Origin of the sequence: Winogradskyella psychrotolerans, from assembly GCF_018860545.1 — a bacterium.
Taxonomy (GTDB): Bacteria; Bacteroidota; Bacteroidia; order Flavobacteriales; family Flavobacteriaceae; genus Winogradskyella; species Winogradskyella psychrotolerans_A.
The window spans coordinates 156,578-177,681 of the sequence record NZ_JAHKPN010000039.1 but is presented as its reverse complement, the minus strand read 5'-3'; the positions used below and the strand labels follow the sequence as shown (position 1 = coordinate 177,681).

General features: G+C 34.0%; 17 protein-coding genes. 7 read left to right on the top strand and 10 right to left on the bottom strand.

Annotated elements, in window-relative coordinates; all coding sequences use genetic code 11:
* Positions 1 to 33 precede the first annotated feature (33 nt).
* Positions 34 to 663: a response regulator gene (locus KO515_RS13285; RefSeq protein ID WP_215936824.1), complete on the top strand. Its 630-nt coding sequence runs from the start codon at positions 34 to 36 to the stop codon at positions 661 to 663.
* Between the two features lie 8 nt (positions 664 to 671).
* Here KO515_RS13285 and dnaG read toward each other — a convergent pair whose 3' ends face one another.
* Complete coding sequence (gene dnaG / locus KO515_RS13280) at positions 672 to 2,663, bottom strand: DNA primase (RefSeq protein ID WP_215936823.1); 1,992 nt, start codon at positions 2,661 to 2,663, stop codon at positions 672 to 674.
* A 132-nt stretch (positions 2,664 to 2,795) separates the two neighbouring features.
* Positions 2,796 to 4,274, bottom strand: coding sequence for a helix-turn-helix domain-containing protein (locus KO515_RS13275; RefSeq protein WP_215936886.1), 1,479 nt, complete (start codon positions 4,272 to 4,274; stop codon positions 2,796 to 2,798).
* A 118-nt stretch (positions 4,275 to 4,392) separates the two neighbouring features.
* Here KO515_RS13275 and aceB point away from each other — a divergent pair, with 118 nt between their 5' ends.
* The 3 genes from aceB to KO515_RS13260 all read left to right on the top strand — a co-directional run bounded on the left by aceB (position 4,393) and on the right by KO515_RS13260 (position 8,179).
* Positions 4,393 to 5,991, top strand: a complete 1,599-nt coding sequence (gene aceB / locus KO515_RS13270; RefSeq protein WP_215936822.1) for a malate synthase A — start codon at positions 4,393 to 4,395, stop codon at positions 5,989 to 5,991.
* A gap of 72 nt (positions 5,992 to 6,063) precedes the next feature.
* A complete protein-coding gene (locus KO515_RS13265; RefSeq protein WP_215936821.1) occupies positions 6,064 to 7,695 on the top strand; it encodes an isocitrate lyase in 1,632 nt (543 codons plus the stop codon).
* Positions 7,696 to 7,852: 157 nt separating this feature from the next.
* Positions 7,853 to 8,179: a DMT family transporter gene (locus KO515_RS13260; RefSeq protein ID WP_215936820.1), complete on the top strand. Its 327-nt coding sequence runs from the start codon at positions 7,853 to 7,855 to the stop codon at positions 8,177 to 8,179.
* A 78-nt stretch (positions 8,180 to 8,257) separates the two neighbouring features.
* Here KO515_RS13260 and KO515_RS13255 read toward each other — a convergent pair whose 3' ends face one another.
* From KO515_RS13255 to KO515_RS13245, 3 genes are all read right to left on the bottom strand, one after another.
* Positions 8,258 to 9,355: a hypothetical protein gene (locus tag KO515_RS13255; protein WP_215936819.1), complete on the bottom strand. Its 1,098-nt coding sequence runs from the start codon at positions 9,353 to 9,355 to the stop codon at positions 8,258 to 8,260.
* Positions 9,356 to 9,444: 89 nt separating this feature from the next.
* Complete coding sequence (locus tag KO515_RS13250) at positions 9,445 to 10,230, bottom strand: hypothetical protein (protein WP_215936818.1); 786 nt, start codon at positions 10,228 to 10,230, stop codon at positions 9,445 to 9,447.
* Positions 10,217 to 10,780 (bottom strand): RNA polymerase sigma factor, encoded by a 564-nt coding sequence (locus tag KO515_RS13245; protein ID WP_215936817.1) that lies wholly within the window; start codon positions 10,778 to 10,780, stop codon positions 10,217 to 10,219. Before KO515_RS13245 ends, KO515_RS13250 begins: the two co-directional genes overlap by 14 nt.
* Before the next feature lie 256 nt (positions 10,781 to 11,036).
* Between KO515_RS13245 and KO515_RS13240 the strand changes: the two genes are divergently transcribed.
* Positions 11,037 to 12,311: an aryl-sulfate sulfotransferase gene (locus KO515_RS13240; RefSeq protein WP_215936816.1), complete on the top strand. Its 1,275-nt coding sequence runs from the start codon at positions 11,037 to 11,039 to the stop codon at positions 12,309 to 12,311.
* 3 nt (positions 12,312 to 12,314) lie between these two features.
* Here KO515_RS13240 and KO515_RS13235 read toward each other — a convergent pair whose 3' ends face one another.
* The 3 genes from KO515_RS13235 to KO515_RS13225 all read right to left on the bottom strand — a co-directional run bounded on the left by KO515_RS13235 (position 12,315) and on the right by KO515_RS13225 (position 16,107).
* Positions 12,315 to 13,292 (bottom strand): polyprenyl synthetase family protein, encoded by a 978-nt coding sequence (locus KO515_RS13235; protein WP_215936815.1) that lies wholly within the window; start codon positions 13,290 to 13,292, stop codon positions 12,315 to 12,317.
* A gap of 66 nt (positions 13,293 to 13,358) precedes the next feature.
* Positions 13,359 to 15,959, bottom strand: a complete 2,601-nt coding sequence (locus KO515_RS13230) for an alkaline phosphatase family protein (RefSeq protein ID WP_215936814.1) — start codon at positions 15,957 to 15,959, stop codon at positions 13,359 to 13,361.
* Positions 15,946 to 16,107 carry a hypothetical protein gene (locus tag KO515_RS13225; protein ID WP_215936813.1) on the bottom strand — a complete coding sequence of 54 codons (162 nt, stop codon included), beginning with the start codon at positions 16,105 to 16,107 and terminating at the stop codon, positions 15,946 to 15,948. The genes KO515_RS13230 and KO515_RS13225 overlap by 14 nt, the downstream gene beginning before the upstream one ends.
* Positions 16,108 to 16,322: 215 nt before the next feature.
* On the opposite strand from KO515_RS13225, the gene KO515_RS13220 reads away from it, so the two are divergent.
* Both KO515_RS13220 and KO515_RS13215 read left to right on the top strand, forming a co-directional pair.
* Positions 16,323 to 17,138 carry a T9SS type A sorting domain-containing protein gene (locus tag KO515_RS13220; RefSeq protein WP_215936812.1) on the top strand — a complete coding sequence of 272 codons (816 nt, stop codon included), beginning with the start codon at positions 16,323 to 16,325 and terminating at the stop codon, positions 17,136 to 17,138.
* Between the two features lie 226 nt (positions 17,139 to 17,364).
* On the top strand, positions 17,365 to 18,828 hold the full coding sequence (locus KO515_RS13215) for a T9SS type A sorting domain-containing protein (protein WP_215936811.1): 1,464 nt from the start codon (positions 17,365 to 17,367) through the stop codon (positions 18,826 to 18,828).
* A gap of 76 nt (positions 18,829 to 18,904) precedes the next feature.
* On the opposite strand, the gene rlmN is transcribed toward KO515_RS13215, so the two are convergent.
* Both rlmN and queA read right to left on the bottom strand, forming a co-directional pair.
* Positions 18,905 to 19,945, bottom strand: a complete 1,041-nt coding sequence (gene rlmN / locus KO515_RS13210; protein WP_215936810.1) for a 23S rRNA (adenine(2503)-C(2))-methyltransferase RlmN — start codon at positions 19,943 to 19,945, stop codon at positions 18,905 to 18,907.
* Positions 19,946 to 20,037: 92 nt separating this feature from the next.
* Positions 20,038 to 21,087 carry a tRNA preQ1(34) S-adenosylmethionine ribosyltransferase-isomerase QueA gene (gene queA, locus KO515_RS13205; RefSeq protein WP_178985839.1) on the bottom strand — a complete coding sequence of 350 codons (1,050 nt, stop codon included), beginning with the start codon at positions 21,085 to 21,087 and terminating at the stop codon, positions 20,038 to 20,040.
* Positions 21,088 to 21,104 lie beyond the last annotated feature (17 nt).

The following is a 21,104-nucleotide window of genomic DNA, read 5'->3' as shown; positions in this document are numbered from 1 at the left end:
TTAACCCTAACCAAAAATCAAAATACAATTATCATGATACATATTCTGATTGTAGATAGTCATCCTATTGTAAGGACAGGATTAGAACTATTCTTAAACAGTAAAGCAGATTTTAAAGTCATCGGTAGTTTAGGAAGTGGAATTGAGATATTTGAATTTGTAAGACGTCATAAAGTTGACGTTATAATATCTGAAATCGATTTACCAGAACTTAATGGAATCACTGCACTGAGAGCCATCAAAAAAGAGAACAAATCCGTTCAAGTTCTAATGTTTAGCCACCAACCTGAAGAAATTTATGCCATAAGCACTATTAAAGCAGGGGCATCTGGCTATTTAAACAAAGGAGCACGCGTTGATGAAATAGAAACTGCCATACGTAAAATTAGTGCAGGTGAAACGTCACTTAGTGAGAAAATGGATAAGCATTATCGCTATGAAGATACGCGAAAAAGCAGAAGTCGTATGTTTAAAAAATTATCCACTAGAGAAATTGAAGTTTTAAAGCTACTTTCTATTGGCCGGAAAAATAAAGAAATAGCACAAGAGTTAGATATTAACGAAAAAACGGTTAGTACATACAAAGCAAGATTGTTTAAGAAATTAAATGTCACAAATATTGTAGATTTAATACATCAAGCAAAGCACCACAACTTAACTTAATTTCATCCTTAACCAACCACTTTACCTAGTTTACGAGATAATAACATTTTTAAACCAACGTAGTCTTTTACATCCTCAATAATGGAGCGTGTATCTACATTTTCGTTTAAGGTTTCATTTTTATATTCAGCAACTTTTTTGTCGATTAAGTGACAGCGTAAACTTAAGATGGTTTGACTCACTAATTGAGAAACCGAATCTTTCTTTTCTTTAGGTATAATTAGATTACGTTCCCAATCATGAAGATTATAACGTTCATCCTCCATTAAAATACTGGTTACTAAGCTTGCCGAATCTTGATCTAATTGGTTAATGAAGTTTTTGGTAGAAAACCCTTCTTCCTGATTTAGTTTATCAATAATAGAATAATAAAGAATTTTAAATTGTGGATTTGAGAATTGCATCTCATCCTCCTGAAGATCTAGATAGATTTTTTCAAAAACACGCGTTTCATGTTTTGTTGGCTCTAAAACTAACTCACCCGAACTTTCATCTTCCTGTAAAATTAAATCTTCGAATTGTTCTGTCCGATCACCATAAAGCATCAAAATTTCAATAATTTTCTTTTCTAATTCATATTGAATATCAACTTTTGGCTTACGACTTGGCTCTTCATTCCTAAAAACTTCAAATGGAGGTTCATTTGGATCAGAAGAACTAGATGAAATATAAGACTTGGGTTTATTATTATCCTGGGCCTGTTTATTACTAATTTGTGCTAAAGTTGTAAATAGAACATCCTCGCTTATATCCATAATGCGTGCACATTCCTGGATATATATTTCACGCTTTATTTGATCTGGAATTTTAGCAATACTATTTACAATTTCTCTAATTGTTTCAGCTTTTTTAATCGGATCATTATTGGCCTCCTTTACTAAAAGCGAAGCTTTAAACTGAATAAAATCTTTGGCATTCCCTTCAAGGTATGCTGTAAGTTCTTCTAAGGTATTTGATTTTGAAAAACTATCAGGATCTTCACCATCTGGAAACGTACAGATTTTAACATTAACACCTTGTTCTAATATTAAGTCTATACCTCGGATAGAGGCTCTAATTCCTGCGGCATCTCCATCAAAAAGGACGGTTATATTGTTTGTTAATCTATTAATTAAACGGATTTGATCGGGTGATAACGCGGTTCCTGATGAAGATACCACATTGGTAATACCAGTTTGAGAAAATTGAATTACGTCGGTATACCCTTCTACCAAATAACAATTATCTTCCTTCGCTATACTTTGTTTAGCATGATACAAACCGTACAAAATCTTACTTTTATGATAGATTTCGCTTTCAGGTGAGTTTAAATATTTAGCTGCTTTTTTATCATTCGTTAAAATACGTCCTCCAAAACCAAGGACACGCCCACTCATACTATGAATTGGAAACATAACTCGTCCCTTAAAGCGATCAAAACGCTTTTCTCCTTTTACTATAGTTAAACCCGTTTGCTCTAAAAAATTTAACTGATAACCTTTTCCTAAAGCATCATCGGTAAAGCCTTGCCATTCATCTAACGAATACCCAAGATCAAATTTCTTAATCGTCTCATCTGTAAAGCCACGCTCTTTAAAATAACTTAATCCTATGGCTTTTCCTTGATTGGTTTTGTGCAACACATTTTGAAAATAGCTACTTGCATACTCACTCACCAAATACAAACTTTCCCTAGTATCTGCTTGCGCTTTTTCTTGGTCTGTACGTTCAGTTTCCTCTATTTCAATATTGTATTTTTTAGCTAAATATTTTATGGCTTCCGGATAGGTAAAATGCTCGTGCTCCATTAAAAAGGTCACCGCATTTCCTCCTTTCCCACTTGAAAAATCCTTCCAAATCTGTTTCACAGGAGACACTACAAAACTAGGAGAGCGCTCATCACTAAAAGGACTTAAACCTTTGTAATTAGTACCTGCTTTTTTTAACTGCACAAAATCACCTATTACCTCTTCTACGCGAGCGGTTTCAAATACTTGTGCTATGGAATTTTGTGAAATCAATTTTTGGAATTTAGCAAGTTGGTAAATTTAAGACAAAGAAATTGTTTTAAAAATTTAAAAGACAAATTAACTTCACTTTAAAATTTGAATCTATTTCAGTCAGAATACTAATTTGTTTTGCTACAGTGAGATCTATAAACTAAACTTCTCATTTAATTCTTCAACAATCGATTCTATTTTTTGATTCTTAGCATTTTTTTCTAAAACAACAGGAGGCGTTTGCCTAAGTTTACAATTGGCAATTGCACAACGTTCGCACGTAACACTCACATTTTGAGCATCTATCTTAGGATCATCTAAAAAGTTAAGCTTTCGCTGTAACTGCTTATTAATTAATAGACCTATACTAATACTTCTATATTGTTTTTCTTTAAATGGGTCTTTAGTTGCAGACGATAATACTAAATACTGCATACCATCATTTTCATAGTTAGATATCTGCAAATCAAATTCATGCTTCTTTTTACTCTTACTAATATCTTTTAAAACTTTTAAAGATACCCAACGCCTGCAATAGTGTTCATCCGTTTCGTTACCATGTGGTGAATGCTGATGCGATAAATGCAATTCCTTTTTAAGATAAAATTTATCACTTTTTGCCTTATGGGTGAATCTCAAAAAGAATAAGTTTTGAATATTAAATGCCTTAGGTAAAATATTGGTTAGACGCTGATAAAAGGATTCTGGCGAGGCATTAAACGCTTCTATTGCTTCTAAAAATAAGGATGCATCAAACGTGTCTTTTGCAAAAACTTCATTTAATTGGTAAGTTATTTTTTCACGTGGAATAACCAACGCTCCAGCAAAATAGGACGCATAAAAATTATTCAACACCTGATCAAACGTATCAAATTTAATCCAAGGAAATGTATATAATCGATCCTTAATCTCTAGGAAATTATACGCTATCTCTTTTGCAAAAATAAAGGTGCGCTGAGCTTCGTCTATTTCATCAGTAAGTAATAAGGTTTTGGTTTTAGGAACAAATATGGATCTTAACTTACCCAAAGCTTCATACTTGCTTAGTTCATTGGTTTGAATACTGTAACCATATTCTTCGACTAATATTTCTAACAAATCATTCGACGTGATTCTTTTGTTTAAATCTACATGATAAGCCTTGGCAAATTTTAAAACGCTTTGCTCCAAATCTTCAAAATAATTATTGTTAGCTTCTTGATAGGAACGCACCGAAGCCAAATAGAAACTCTCTTTACTAAAACTATAATGTTGGGCAATTTTAATGATCGTAGTAATAAATGCATTCACTTTTGCTGGCGCATTAGCAACGATATCTATTAAATTACTTTCTTTAATTCCAAAGAGCTCTAAAGGTATCTCCTTTAGTATTTTTGATTGTAATAAATCACCAATCGGAGCTAGATTCTTATCTAATTTAAGAGACACCATTTGATCATAAGGCACATCTAATTTCTCAGAAAGTGTTGCAATCTTATCAGGTTTAGGATATTTCTTTCCATTTTCTATCTCGTTTAAATACGACTTAGATAATCCCGAAAGTTTAGATAAACCAAACAACGACAAATTCTTATCAGTCCTTATCTGCTTTAGCTTTAGCCCAAAAATTAGTTTAATATAACCTTCTTCCATAATAGCAAATATAATCATTTTTGCGAACTTGTTATTTTTGCGAAAAACAATATTTAGCGAACGTTCGCTTGTTTTTTATAAAACTTTGTTATACTATTGTCCTATAAAATTAAATACTATGGCACACACACTTCTAAAATCACAGAACATTACTTTCGCTAATGATGTTAGTAATTACTACCCAGAAATTTTAACTGATGAAGCACTTAACTTTATTTCGGCACTTCATGAAAAATTTAATTCAGAGCGATTAGAATTACTAAATAGGCGCTTAAAACAACAAGCCATATTTGATGAAGGTAAGTTTCCTGAATTCCCAAAGGAAACAAAGAATATTAGACGTAGCGAATGGACAGCTGGCACTATTCCACACGATTTACAAGACAGACGCGTAGAAATCACAGGTCCTGTAGATAGAAAAATGGTGATTAATGCTTTAAATTCTGGAGCCAAAACGTTTATGGCCGACTTAGAAGACAGCAATGCTCCCACTTGGAAAAACACTATAGAAGGACAGCAAAATTTAATTGACGCGAATACAAAAACCATTTCATTAGTAGACTCAAAACGCGGAAAGTCTTATTATTTAAATACTGAAACAGCGGTTTTATTAGTAAGGCCAAGAGGATTACACTTAAACGAAAGACACCTTATAATTAACAATGAGGAAACTTCTGGCTCTTTAGTGGATTTTGGATTGTATGTGTTCCACAACACCAAAACGATGTTAGACAATAAAACAGCTCCATATTTCTACCTACCAAAATTGGAACATTATTTAGAAGCACGTTGGTGGAATGACGTATTCACTTTTGCAGAAGACTATCTTAAAGTACCAAAAGGCACATTCAAAGCAACGGTTTTGGTTGAAACCATTACAGCTAGTTTTCAACTCGATGAAATTATATACGAATTGAAAGATCATATTGTGGGCTTAAACTGTGGACGTTGGGATTATATTTTTTCGTATATCAAAAAATTTAGAAACCACAAAGATTTTGTAGTTCCAAATCGTGATCAGGTTACCATGACCACTCCATTTATGGATGCGTATTCTAAACTCGTGATTCAACGTTGTCACAAGCGCGGTATATTGGCTATTGGAGGTATGGCTGCACAAATCCCGATTAAAAATGATGAAAAAGCCAATGCTGCAGCTTTAGAGAAAGTAAGAAAAGACAAAGAACGTGAAGTAAAGAACGGACACGATGGCACTTGGGTTGCGCATCCTGCTTTAGTTGACGTGGCAATGGCCGAATTCAACAAACACATGCCCACTCCAAACCAATTACATGTTACACGAGACGATGTACATATTACGGAGCAAGATTTAGTAGAATTGCCAAAAGGTACAGTCACAGAAGCAGGAATTAGAAAAAACATCAATGTTGGAATTTTATATACCGAAGCTTGGCTACGAGGTTTTGGAGCCGTTGCGCTTTATAATTTAATGGAAGATGCCGCTACAGCAGAAATCTCTAGAACACAAGTTTGGCAATGGTTAAAAAATGAAGTCATCATAGAAGATGGCCGACAATTTAATATAGAAATGTACAACGACATCTTTAATGATGAAGTTGAAAAGATTCTTAAAGAAGCTGGGGAAGACACTATCGATAGCACCAAATTTGAGCTTGCGATTAACTTATTTGACCAATTGGTAGTATCAGAAGAATTTGAAGAATTTTTAACCCTTCCAGCATATCAATATCTATAAAAAACAATCCTGCGATTGCGGACACAATCAACAGGATCTAATTATTAATAATCAATAACGTATTACAAAATTATGAAAAATTCATCAGAAACAAATTACAGTTCAGCATTAGACACGTTTAGAAATCTTAAGGCAAAGTATGGCACAACTTGGGATGCTATAAATTCAAAAAATGCCGCTAGAATGGTAGCTCAAAATCGCTTTACTTCTGGTTTAGATATTGCTAAATACACGGCAGCCATCATGAGAAAAGACATGGCAGATTACGACGCTGATTCATCTAATTACACGCAATCTCTAGGTTGCTGGCATGGTTTTATAGCGCAACAAAAAATGATCGCTATAAAAAAGCACCATAAAACCACAGACAAAAAATACTTATATCTCTCTGGTTGGATGGTTGCTGCTTTGCGTTCAGAATTTGGACCATTACCAGATCAATCAATGCATGAAAAAACGGTTGTACCTGCATTGATAAAAGAGATTTATGAATTTTTACGCCAAGCAGATTCAGTAGCCTTGAATGATTTATTCCGTAGAAAAGAAAACGGTGAAAATGTACAAGATGAAATTGATAATTTTGAGACACACATCGTTCCGATTATAGCAGATATTGATGCTGGTTTTGGAAATGAAGAAGCCACTTATTTATTAGCAAAGAAAATGATTGAAGCTGGTGCCTGTGCAATTCAAATTGAAAACCAAGTATCCGACGCTAAACAATGTGGACACCAAGATGGAAAAGTAACGGTGCCTCATGAAGATTTTATAGCCAAATTAAACGCGGTTCGCTATGCGTTTTTAGAATTAGGTGTGGATGATGGTATAATCGTTGCCAGAACAGATTCTGAAGGAGCCGGATTAACTCAAAAACTGCCTGTAAGTCAAGAACCAGGTGATCTAGCGTCTCAATATTTAGCCTTTGTGGAAGCAGAAGAAATAGAAATCTCAGAAGCCAAAGAAGATGATGTCCTTTTAAAAAGAGATGGGAAATTAGTGCGTCCTGTAAGACTAGCTAATGGCTTGTATAAATTTAAAGACGGTTCTAATATAGACCGTGTGGTATTAGACTGTATCACAAGTCTTCAAAACGGAGCCGATTTGTTATGGATAGAAACACCAACACCCAATGTGAAGCAAATTGCACATATGGTAAATAGAGTTAGAGCGGTTGTTCCAAATGCTAAATTGGTTTATAACAACTCACCATCTTTCAATTGGACGCTTAGCTTTAGAAAGCAAGTCTATGAAGACATGCTTTTAGAAGGTGAAAATATGACGGCTTATGATCAAAACAATTTAATGGCTGCAGAATATGATGCATCAGAATTATGTCATCGTGCTGATCAGAAGATTAAATCATTTCAAATAGACAGTGCAAGAGAGGCTGGTATATTTCATCACTTAATTACCTTACCAACCTACCACACTACAGCGCTTCACATGAATGATTTAACCGAGGGTTATTTCGGAGAAGAAGGCATGCTAGCTTATGTAAGAGGAGTACAACGACAAGAAATCCGTAAAGGAGTATCTTGTGTAAAACATCAAAGAATGGCAGGTTCCGATCTTGGCGATGACCATAAAACATTTTTCGCAGGTGAAAAAGCTTTGAAAGCCGGAGGCGAGAAAAACACGTCTAACCAGTTTGAATCGCAAGCTACAAATGCTAAAGTAAAACAAACTGTAAAAGTCCCAGCGTAGTCGATTTAATTATTATTTATAACAAAAAGAAGCCTTAATCTAAAACATAGATTAAGGCTTTTTCAGATTCAAAATTTGAATTTCTCATTTAAATGAATGAACTTCGATTTTATATATTAAACTAGTGTTTGAATCATCATTGAAATTTCAAAATTAAATGAATTGGATTTTATTAATCATCGCCGGATTGTTTGAAGTTGCCTTTGCTGCATGCCTTGGAAAAGCCAAAGAAGCCACAGGAATAGAAACCACTTACTGGTATATCGGATTCTTAGTTTGCTTAAGCATTAGCATGATTTTATTGGTTAGAGCCACGCAAGAATTACCTATAGGAACCGCCTATGCTGTTTGGACAGGAATTGGAGCCGTAGGAACCGTACTTGTTGGTGTTTTTGTATTTAAGGAACCTGCTACGTTTTGGCGCTTGTTTTTCATTTCGACATTAATCATTTCGATTGTTGGATTGAAAGTTGTGTCTCATTAAAACAAAAAGCCTCAATCCATTACAGATTAAGGCTTCTTAACACTCAAAAATTGATTGATTGATTGATTGATTGATGAATTAATCCATATCGAAACGTATTCCTACTGAAATATTATTCTGATCTATTAGTTGATCTTTAAACACGGGGCTAAGATCATACTTTACATATAAAGCAATATCTCCCAAAGCTATATATCCACTTAATCCGTATACAAAATCGTTAACTTCAAAACCACCACGTTGCTTATTTTTTATTCTATCTCCATCTTCCTTGTACTTTAGTTTTTGCATGCTACCAATATTAAGACCAGCATAACCACCTAAACCAACTTTTAATTTTTTGTACGTTGAATATCTAAAGTAATCGTCTTTTTCAATCTTTTTAGAAGGCCCAAATTCTATGTGCATTGGAAATACTAAGTTTGTAGTTCTAAACTTTGCCTTATTTAAGTCTGAAGGAAATTCTTGAAGTGAAATTTCACCATCAGTATTCACTAAATAATTATTATCCTCCATTTCAAATTTATTCCACTGAAAAGAGAAACCATATTTTAATCTCCAAAAATTAGTGTTTTCAAAAAGTCTTGTTTTCCACGCATAACCTAATTCAAAGAAATCAGAACTTCCAATTTTGTATGGAGAATCGTTTAAACTCTGCCCTTCAATTATAGCATTATTAAAACCTAATGCGAAAACTACATTTGTTGTTGTACGTCGGTCGTATTTTCTCGGCTTATCATTAGATTTTTCACCAAAATAAACAAAGCTTTCTTTGTCTTCTTCGCCTCCACCGATTCTAAGCACAAATCCATCTCCATCACCTTCTTCAACGTTATAACCCGACTCGTTTCGCTCTAATAATGCTATTTTATTATCTATGATAGCTAAACGATTTTCGATATTTAACGCTCTATTTTTTGCGGCTTCTTTTTTTAAATTTTCTGCTTCAGACGCCGATATGTCACCATCATCTAATCGTTGATTAATTACAGCTATTTCAGATTTTAAAAATTCACGCTCTTCATTCTCAATAGTTGTTTTGAGTTGTTTAAGTGTATCAATTTTTAGTTGATTTGATGAGATTTGGGTGCTGTCAATCTTCGTGTCTTGGGCTTGTGCTGTTGTAAATGTTAGTGCTATCACTAGGCCTACTACTACTCTTGTAATTGTATTCATAATTGTTCGTTTTTTGATTTATTGATTATTGATGTTTAATTTGATTCTTTTTCTAGAGTCTCTTAAAGAGATCACTTTTTTAAGGGGACTTAATTATTGCGATCTGCAACTGCTGTTTTTACCGTTTTGTAACTCTCTTTTAACGCTTCAAAAACTCGGCTTCTAAAGGATTGTCCCATTTCGTCTTCAACACTCATTAATAAAGCATTTGCATCTATAGCTATTAAAGTTTCATTTTTTAGGTTGTCCTTAAAAAGTTCTTTGCTTGCGATTTTCAATAAAGAATCAATTTCTTGATCTGTAACCGCTATTTCATCAGAATTAATTGTCGCCACAGCTTCCGCAGCCGCTATTTTTAGTTTTGCCTCTTCTAAAAGACGGTGTGCTTCATTATGTAATTGCTCTTGCGGATTTAAAGTAACAGGTTCTTCAACTGTTTGACTTTGATTGGCAAGTTGAGTTTTTGGCTCTGCCTTTTTCTGAATCACTTTTTTGTGATCTATAATTTTGGATTCTTTAACCGTTGGCAATGTTCCCTTTACTTCTTCAATACTATAGTCTTCATTGACGATTTCTACGGCTTCTTCTTGAATAGGTTCTAGTTGTTTATTATTTAACTGCTCATTAATAACCTCCTCTTCTACCATTTGAGGCAACACGGTTTCCGATTCATTAGTACTAAAAAACTGTGTTGATATCGCTATCATAATTAATAATCCTGCAGCTATACTTAACCACCAGAAGATTGGTTTTTTTGATTTATTATCTTCCGCATCTAGACGCTCAGATAGTTTAGACCAACTCTCTGATGATGGTTGCAACGTCCGCTGTTCTAGCTTATCTTTTATATTTTCTTCAAACTTAATTGGTGCCATAACTGCTGTTATTTAATTCTTTTAATTTCTTCTGAAGCATCTGTCGTGCTTTAAATAGTTGTGATTTAGAAGTGCCTTCAGAAATTTTTAACAATTCTGCAATTTCATTGTGTTTGTACCCTTCTATCGCATACATTACAAAGATCATTCGGTAACCCTCCGGCAAACTATCTATAAGTTGTTGTATCTCTTCAACTTCGATATTGGTATTAATGTTGTTTGATGAGCCTTCATCTAAATAATCATCTTCAACAGCAAATTCAATTTTCTTTTTTTGCCTCAAATAGGATATGGATTCTCTTACCATAATTCGCCTTATCCAACCTTCAAAACTACCTTCATGTTTATAAGTCTTCAAATATTTAAACACTTTAAAAAAACCATTCAACATTACTTCTTCAGCTTGGTGCACATCCTTAATATAGTATCTGCAAACACTCAACATTTTTGGAGCATGTAGCTCGTACATTATATGCTGTGCCTCGCGATTTTTATTCACAGCGCGCTCTATAAGTTTTGTTTCGTTTTTATGAAGCTGTATAACTTTCATGGTTGGGTTTAAATTCTGAATACGTTCAGATGCCTTTCTACTTATAAAGACGCAATTTTGTAGCCAAGGGTTGCTTGGGACGTGAAAAATATCTCAAAAAATACCTAAATAACTGGTTTTTATATTTTTAACACTCAAAAAATATTACTTTTAAATAGTAACAACTCTCACACTAGCCTTTTATAAAAATTAATAAATTTAGTTGTTATAACCTATTCATAGAAATATTACACTTAATTTTACCATAAAAACTTAAATGAAATATTTATCAATTCTTCCTTCTATTATAGTTTCGCTTATACTCCTTAGCTGCAATAACGATGATGACCACCCCATTACACCTGTAGTTTTATCGGAAAACGTAGAAGTATACGATGGTGACCTTATCCAAAACGGCTATGTTTTAGCTATTAAAAATGGCTCAGAAACATCTTATTTATTAAATAAAGAAGGTTTTAAGGTACACGAATGGACCTTTGAAGAAAATTTAGGGAATGATTTAGAAATTCTTTCAGACGGTAAGTTATTAGGCATTTTTAAATCTAGTAATCCAGACATATCTTTTGGTGGTTACGGAGGATTATTGAAAATCTTAAACCCTGATGGCACTACGGAATGGGAATATAACTATGCCTCTGAGAATACGATTGCTCACCATGATGTTGAAATACTACCAAATGGTAATGTATTATTTATTGCTTGGGAAAAAATTAACAGTATTGAAGCGGCTCTAGCAGGTGTGGACACAGTTACAACTGATATTTTTCCAGAAGTTCTAGTTGAAGTTAACCCTAGCACAAATCAAATAGTATGGGAGTGGCATAGTTTTGATCATATTATTCAAGACAAATTTAACACCTTACCGAACTATGGTAATGTAAGTGACAACCCTCAACTCATTGATATTAATTACGACCTTGTTGATAATGGTGATATTATGCACGCCAATGGCCTCGATTATGACGCCAACAAGAACGTTATCTATTTGAGTGTTAATTATTACAATGAAGTTTGGGTCATAGATCACAGCACAACGACAGCACAAGCAGCTTCAAATTCTGGTGGAAATTACGATAAAGGTGGTAACCTAATTTATAGATTCGGTAATCCTGAAGCTTACAAAAATACTCAAGGACAACGTTTATTTTACAATAACCATTTCCCAAATTTATTAGAAGATAATGAACCTGGGGCAGGAAACATTTTGGTATATGGAAATGGTAATGATGTAAGTCAATCAACGGTTTTCGAACTAGATTTACCCGACAATTTTTCCCTACTCCCAAATACAAATAACGAACCAGTAATAGTTTGGAGTTTTACTGATACGGACTTTTATTTTGGTCGGGTTTCTGGTGCTGTACGCTTACAAAATGGAAACACCCTTATTACAGAAGGAGATTATGGCTTTTGGGAGGTAACACCTAATAATGATGTCGTATGGAAATATAATGGTGGTGGTGACATTTTTTGGAGATGCTATGAGTACCTCCCAAACGATGACAACATAATTAATTTAGACTTGTTTTAAGTTCTATTTTTTTCTATCAATAACATAATCGACCATCAGCTTAAGAGATGCTTTGTATGGTGACTCTGGGTAATTTGCTAATATATTTAAGGCTTCTTCTTGAAATGCTTTCATCTTAGCTACTGCATAATCCAAACCTCCGTTAGCTTTGACAAAAGCAATAACTTCATTAACCCGCTTTTTATCTTTATTATGATTCTTAACCGAATTAATTAACCATTTTTTATCTTTCTTGGTACAGTTATTTAAGACATATATTAAAGGCAAGGTCATTTTTTGCTCCTTAATATCTATACCTGTTGGTTTGCCAATAGCTTCTTTTCCATAATCGAACAAATCATCTTTAATCTGAAATGCCATACCAATCAATTCACCAAACTTGCGCATGGTTTCTACTTCTCGAGAATTCGGTTTTACGGAAGCAGCCCCAAGACTACAACAAGCCGCTATTAAAGTAGCTGTTTTTTGTCGGATGATTTCGTAATATATCTCTTCAGTGATATCGAGTTGTCTCGCTTTTTCTATCTGAAGTAATTCTCCTTCACTCATTTCACGAACAGCAACAGAGATAATTTTTAGTAAATCGAAATCATTATTATCAATAGAAAGTAATAACCCTTTAGAGAGTAAAAAATCACCAATGAGAACGGCAATCTTATTTTTCCAGAGGGCGTTAATTGAAAAGAAACCGCGTCTTCGGTTACTATCATCTACCACATCATCATGAACCAATGTGGCTGTATGAATAAGTTCTATTACCGAAGCACCTCTATAGGTCCGTTCACTAACCTCACCATTATTCATCATTTTAGCCACTAAAAACACAAACATTGGTCGCATTTGCTTCCCCTTTCGGTTTACGATATAATGAGTAATCCGATTAAGCAGTGCGACCTTACTAGCCATAGAGAGTTGAAACTTTTGTTCAAAAAGATCCATCTCGTAAGCAATAGGTAATTTTATCTGTTCAGTTATTTTCAAAAGCAAAATACATATAAAAACAAACCTACTAAAAATGCTTTTGATAAACTATTTTACAACTTAAATTTAGGATTTGTTTCTATATAGTGTTTTGTCTATGCTTTTAATCATTTTAGTTTTATCTAAATCTACACCTATAAAAGATGTCACTTTATCTAAAACTTCATCTGTATTGAAGAGCACCTCTTTAAAATCTAAGTAAATAAGCTCTACACCTGGTTCATTATCCTTCCAAACTTCTACTTGGCTTAAATGTTTATTATAGGATTCAAAAAGTTTAATAGGTAATATTTCAGAATTTTTACCGACCATTTTTTGCTGAGATTTCACAACTTCGGTTAAATCTCTATTCATAAAAATAACCTTATACCTATATTTAGGATCTAAAAATTTTAGTAATGGCGCCACTACCTTTACAGTTTTATTCTGCGCCTTTCCCAACCAAGAATTATCTTTATGTAAAGCCATTACAGGATCATACTCAAAATACCCTTTAGGGTTTGATTCATCAGATTTTCTATTTCCATCGGTTAAGACATCTATACCTCCATTATTAAGCATTTGCATCATTACAGACGTACCAGAACGCGGTAGACCAGAAACAATTACTATTTGATCTTTTCTATATTTATATTCTGCTTTATCATTTAAACTTATAGGTTCACCAAGTTTTTCATTAATATTTTCAATGGCTTGTTCCGCTCTTTGATGGTCCTTTGGTTTTAACTTGGAAGCAGTTTCATAGGCTTTTTTAGCATTTTCTAAATCCCCTAACTTTTCTAAAGCTTGCCCCAAAGTGTAATGTGCTGCCGGAAAATACTTAACCAACTCTATTGCTGTTAATGCATGTTCTGCAGCTTCTTCATAATCATTAAGCATAATTAAAACATCTGCTAATGCTTGATGTGATTTTGCATTATCAATCTCATAATCTAAGGCAGACTCAAAAGCAGCTTTAGCATTTTCATACTGACTTAATCGTTTATATATTTTACCTATCTGATACCAAACTAGGGAATTTGGCTTTTTATTCTTGGCATCCTCCAAGCACTTTAGAGCAAGGTGTACTTTGCCTTTTCCTAATAAAATTTTGGCTTCAGACACAGAAGTATTAAGTTCGAATTTTTTATCAAAATTTCGTAAATTATTAAGATAGACTTCTGCAACATCATAATCATGTTCTGAAAGTGCTATAGCAAGCAAATCCATATAATATGGAATTGTATCCACAACAGGATCTCCAATTTTATAGCCTTGACTCGCTAATAGATTTTTATTCTTACCTTCAAAGGCCTTTTCATCGTATTTAGGATACTGATAACTAACCAACTCTAACAGAATTCGTTTAGATTCTGAGTAATCTTTTTTACCTAAAAACACTCTCGCCAAGTTGTGCCTTAAATCACTACTCGTCTTAAGTACAGCTACTTCAATATTATCATCAGGTTTATCAATATACCCCAAATCAATTAATTGTTGCATAGCTTCTTCATCATCTAACAAATCACTTAAATCTGACTTATGTTCACCAAAATCACCTTTTACATCCTCCCAACTATCAATATAATTCACCTTTTTAGGGTTCTTAAATATATCTAAAGCAACTTTACCATCCATATCTTTTCCAACAGGCAAACCAAACATTTGTAAAATGGTTGGAGCCACATCGATTAAGCTTAAACCAAATACTTTTTCATTTTTCTTAATATTAGGACCAGCAGCCACAAACATTCCAAATTTACGATGCTCTAAAGCTGGAGCCGCTGGATATTTAGGCATTTTTAGAATTCGCTTATTCCCAGACTCATAACCATGATCAGACATTACAACAATCGTAGTGTCTTCTCCTGCTAAGTCAACCATTCGTTCAAGCATCATATCTTGATACATATAAGCACCATGGATTGTATCCTTATATATTTCAAACTTATTTTGTGCTATGTGGTTTAATTTTGGTGGGTGATATTTCATAAAAGCGTGACAAAAATGATCAATCAAATCATAATAAACGGCCATAAAATCCCATTCTGTAGTCCGCATAAGATTTGTTGCTGCGGCATGTACCGAAGTATTTTCTGCCAACATCTTAGCAAAACTAAATAAACTTTGCTCTTTATCTTGGTCTATCTCAGCTGCCCTAGGAATAAATGGTAAAATATGAGCTTCTGTAACTTCATGAGGAAACAAGCGTAAATCATGAATATCCTTAACCAAATCCCATGGATGAATAGTCCCTTTTACAATTGGGCTCTTCTTACTAGGATCTTTATTTACTTTTTGAAATTTATCTGAAACTACAACACCATTTATTGGCTCTGCGGGAAAACTAGGCCACCAGCCAACCACATTACTTTTTAAACCTTGATTATGAAAAATATTCCATAACGCCCTTGATTTTCTTGAATTTACAGTTACAGGCCTAATACCCTTTCTATCAGGAGAAACCTCTATAAACCCTAAAACCCCATGCTTATCTGGTGTTTTACCAGTAGCAACAGTACTCCAAAGCATTGGGGAATACGGAGGATTCATGGTGCTCATATTACCATAAACACCTCTATCTATTAATTTTTTTAATGCTGGCATACGCCCTTTTGCCATAAGTGGCCCTATAATTTTCCAATCTGCGGCATCCCAACCTATTAACAGCACTTTATCTTTCTTCATCAGTAATTACCTTTGATTTTTCTACATTGTTTTTGACCTTTCTCCATTCGCGCAATCCTATATCACCAAAAGCAAGTAATCCTAAAGACCCTTTCTTTGTTACATTGAAACTCTCTGATTTAACTGATTCATCCTTATCTATAGCCATAAAAAGTAATTTTATATAAAAAAACAAAACATTATACTTAAAACCTAATTATAGATTTTTGAAAAAAAAAAAAAAATATTATATCCGTAAAAATAATTGCATTTTTTACTAATCTCACAAAAACGATCAAAAACCTTAAAGTTTTAAACCCAGAACCCAATAAAATTCACTTTTTATAATTACTTTTCTGTCTTTAACTCTTAATTCATTATCACATGAAAAAAATTACTTCTAAAAATTTCTCAAAGAAACTTGCTAATTATGGTGCTTTATCACTCGCAATTGCTGGCTTAACAGATGTCAGTGGTCAAATCATTTACACAGATGTTGACCCTGATTTTACAGGTGGTGGCTTAATTGATTATAGTCTAGATCTAGATAATGATGGTAATGCTGACTTTAATATTGATGCTGGTACATTGAACGCAGGAGCTTATAATTTTGTTCAAATTAATAATGCCTCAAATAGCTCTAATTCCATTTTAGGTTCACAACCCTCGTATATCTATCCTTTTGCCTTAGATAATGGCGCTATAATAAGCTCTGGTCAATCAACATTTTACTCTGGAGGAACTCTTAATTTTGCTAGTTGTTATTTAGGTGTAGGAGATAGTAATTGGTGTGGTGCTACTGACAAATATCTCGGTTTACGTTTTCAAATAGCAGGAAGTACACATTACGGTTGGGCTAAATTAGATGTAAGCGAATCTGGTGATAGTTTTACGGTTAAAGAATATGCTTATAATGCAACTGCAGGAGAAGCTATTGAAGCAGGTCAAACCTTAAGTGTTGACCAGTTCGCTCTAAACAACGTTAGAATTGTGGGTTTAAATAACTCAATAGGATTATATAATTTGCCTGAAAATACTAATTATAATGTCTATGATATTTCTGGTAAATCAATATTAAATGGTTCAATTAATAACAATAGTTATATAATTGAAGCTAAAAGGCTATCACAAGGTGTTTATATTGTAGAATTAGAGGATGTTTATACAAATTCCGTAATTCGCAAAAAAATAGTTTTATAACCTATAATATTTTTTAAAAATACGAAAGACGTTTCAATATTATATTGAAACGTTTTTTTATTTCACCTACTCAAAAACAACAGAACTATATACATTAAATACAATTGTTGCGAATTTATAAATCATAATACTGATTATTCATAAAACGGTAATTATAGAATTTTAACTTTTACTACTCAGAATAATTTGTAACTTTATCGGATTAACTAAAAAAAATATTAAACACATGAGGAAAATTACTTTTTTATTTACTCTTTTCTTAACAACGTCTCTAATGTATGGACAAGTTGTTTTATCAGAAGATTTTGAAGCAGGAACAGATATACCTGCAACTTGGACTAACAATGATATTGCCGGTGGTGGCGAGGTTTGGTCTATTGGTTCTACTGGAGATGCTGTGGGATTTACTGCTGGCAATGCTTATCTCTATGACCTTTCTGCAATGGATGGTAACTATGCTATATTAGATAGTGATGCTTACGGATCTGGTACTGCAGAAAATGTAGCACTTACTAGCCCACAATTTGATACTTCAGGCCTGACTACACTTACACTAAGTTTTAATCATTTTTTCAGTGCTGGTTACGGAGGTGTAGGTTACGTAGAGGTAACAACTAATGGATTTGCATGGGTACCAGTAGCAACTTTTGATGGTGATGATTTAGTAGCAGATAGTGTTTATGGATATGTAACCTTAGATGTCTCTACAGAGCTTGCAGGTTCTGCAACAGCACAAGTTCGATTTAGATGGGTTGGAGACTATTCTTGGGGATGGGCCTTTGATAATGTTACTGTTTTTCAATGTACGGAAAGCGTGCCAAATGCTCCAACATTAACAAGTCCAGCAAATGGAGCTACTGACATAACTGTTGAATACGCGCCAGACACTAACACCGTTGGCCCTTTTGAATGGGACGCGGCTGTGACAGGAGATGTTGCAACAAGCTATAATTTTAGTATTGGAACAAACCCAGAGGCTGACAACATAGGCCCCGTAGATGATTTCACTAGTGGAAATTCGTTGCTTTATGGTTTTGCACCTGGCACTACTTATTACTGGTATGTAGTAGGAGTTAATTGTGCAGGTAGCTCAGTTACAAGTGAAATATTTAGCTTTACAACTGCTGCTTGTACTGAAACGGCTTTACCTGCGGAGCCAAGTGCACCAGTTCCTGCTGACGCTGCACCGTCTGTAGATTTATCAGAAACACCTGAAGGTGGTTTATCATTCAGTTGGGCTGAAGGAGGACCTGACGATGTTTATATTTTAAATATAGGTACCGCAAACCCTCCAACACAATCTTTCGATTGGGAAAATGGTGATGTTTTATCTGGGTTATCAGTAAGCACAACTTACTATTGGAGTGTAGATGTTGCTAACTGCTTTGGAGTAACCGAAGGTCCTGTGTGGAGTTTCACTACTGGAGACGTATTATCTATTGAAGATAATGAATTAGAGACACCATTAAGTGTGTACCCTAACCCTACTTCTGGTATTTTAAATATTAAATCTAATCAAGATGTTGATACTGTTGCAGTATTTAATTTACTTGGTCAAAATGTAGCAAGTTTTACTAAAAGTTCTATCATTGATTCTTCAGTTAACTTATCTGAATTATCTAACGGACTTTACTTAGTAAAGATTACTTCTGGAGATAAAACTCAGACGATAAGAGTTACTAAAGAATAATATTATATTCAAACAGAAAAAAGCGGCAATTGCCGCTTTTTTTTATGTCTAAAATCTAAATAAATTTTGATTTACTCTAACTTTTATTAGCCAACTGACCGCAAGCCGCATCAATATCTTTCCCTCTACTCCTCCTTACCGTTACAGTGATATTATTAGCTTCGAGAACAGAAACATACATATCTATCGCTTTTGAGTTCGCTTGTTGAAATTCGCCATCATCAATTGGGTTGTATTCTATAAGGTTCACTTTACTTGGTGCGAATTTACAAAACTCTACTAAAGCTTCGGCATCTTTGCGCTTATCGTTAATAGCATCCCATACCACATACTCATAGGTAATTCTGTTTTTTGTAGCTGCGTACCAATACTGTAAGGCTTCTCGCAAGTCTTGTAATGGAAATGTGGCATTAAATGGCATAATAGACGTACGTATTTCGTCTATTGCAGAATGCAATGAAACCGCTAACTTAAATTTTACAGTATCATCTGCCATCTTCTTAATCATTTTTGGCACTCCAGACGTTGACACCACAATACGCTTAGGCGACATCCCCAAACCTTCTGGCGATGTAATTTTATCGATGGCTTTAAGAACGTTATTATAGTTCATTAAAGGTTCTCCCATTCCCATAAACACAATATTACTCAAGGGTCTACCGTGGTATAATCTACTTTCGTTATCGATAGCTACAACCTGATCGTATATTTCATCTGGATTAAGATTTCGCATACGTTTTAAACGTGACGTTGCACAAAACCTACAATCTAAACTACAACCCACCTGAGACGACACACAAGCTGTGGTTCTGGTCGCGGTTGGAATAAGTACAGATTCTACAATTAAATCATCGTGAAGTCTTACAGCGTTCTTAATCGTACCATCAGCGCTACGTTGCATCTGATCGACTTTAATGTGGTTAATTACAAAGTTATCTTCTAACATTTGACGTGTTTCTAAAGATACATTAGTCATATCTTCAAAACTATAGGCTGACTTTTGCCATAGCCATTCGTAAACCTGATTCCCTCTAAAAGCTTTGTCTCCTTGCTTTATAAAAAAATCTCTTAATTGGTCTTTCGTTAAGGCTCTTATGTCTTTCTTTTTTACTTCCATCGTATGCAAAAGTACTTAAATGAATTTGGATTACTCTTAAAATAAAAAAGCCTCAATAAAGAGACTTTTTTAATATTTTAAAATTTGTATGCTTAGATGATTAACATCGCATCACCATAAGAATAGAATTTATACTTTTCTTTTACCGCTTCTTCGTATGCTTTCTTCATAAAATCATGACCTGCAAAAGCTGATGTCATCATTAACAAGGTCGATTTAGGGGTATGAAAATTTGTGATCATACAGTTAGCGATACTAAAATCATAAGGAGGGAATATAAATTTGTTGGTCCACCCTTCAAATTCATTTAATCTTCCGTTTGATGACACTGAACTCTCAATCGTACGCATTGATGTCGTACCTACTGCACACACACGCTTTTTCTTTTCGATAGCGTCGTTTACGATATCAGCTGCACTTTGCTTTATAATAATCTCTTCGCTGTCCATTTTGTGCTTAGATAAATCTTCAACCTCAACGGGGTTAAATGTACCTAAACCAACATGTAATGTTACTTCAGCAGTCTTAATTCCTTTAATTTCTAAACGTTTTAATAAATGCTTAGAAAAGTGCAAACCTGCTGTTGGTGCAGCGACAGCTCCTTCATTTTTTGCATATATAGTTTGGTAACGCTCTTCATCTTCTGGCTCTACCTCTCTGTTAATATATTTAGGCAATGGTGTTTCACCTAGCTGCGTTAATTTTGTTCTGAAATCTGAATATGATCCGTCATATAAAAAACGTAAGGTTCTCCCTCTAGACGTTGTATTGTCAATTACCTCAGCAACTAAAGTCTCATCGTCACCAAAATATAATTTATTACCAATTCTTATTTTACGAGCAGGATCTACCAATACATCCCAAAGACGTTGATCTTGGTTTAACTCACGAAGTAAAAACACTTCGATACGTGCCCCTGTTTTTTCTTTGTTACCAAATAAACGTGCCGGAAACACTTTAGTATCATTCATAATCATCACATCACCTTCATCAAAATAATCGATAAGATCTTTGAATTGTTTGTGTTCAATAGTTTGTTCTGCTCTATTTAGAACCATTAGTCTAGATTCATCTCTGTGTTCTGCAGGATGCTCGGCTAATAATTCATCTGGAAGGTCAAAATGGAAATGTGATAATTTCATGTATATTATATTTTTTT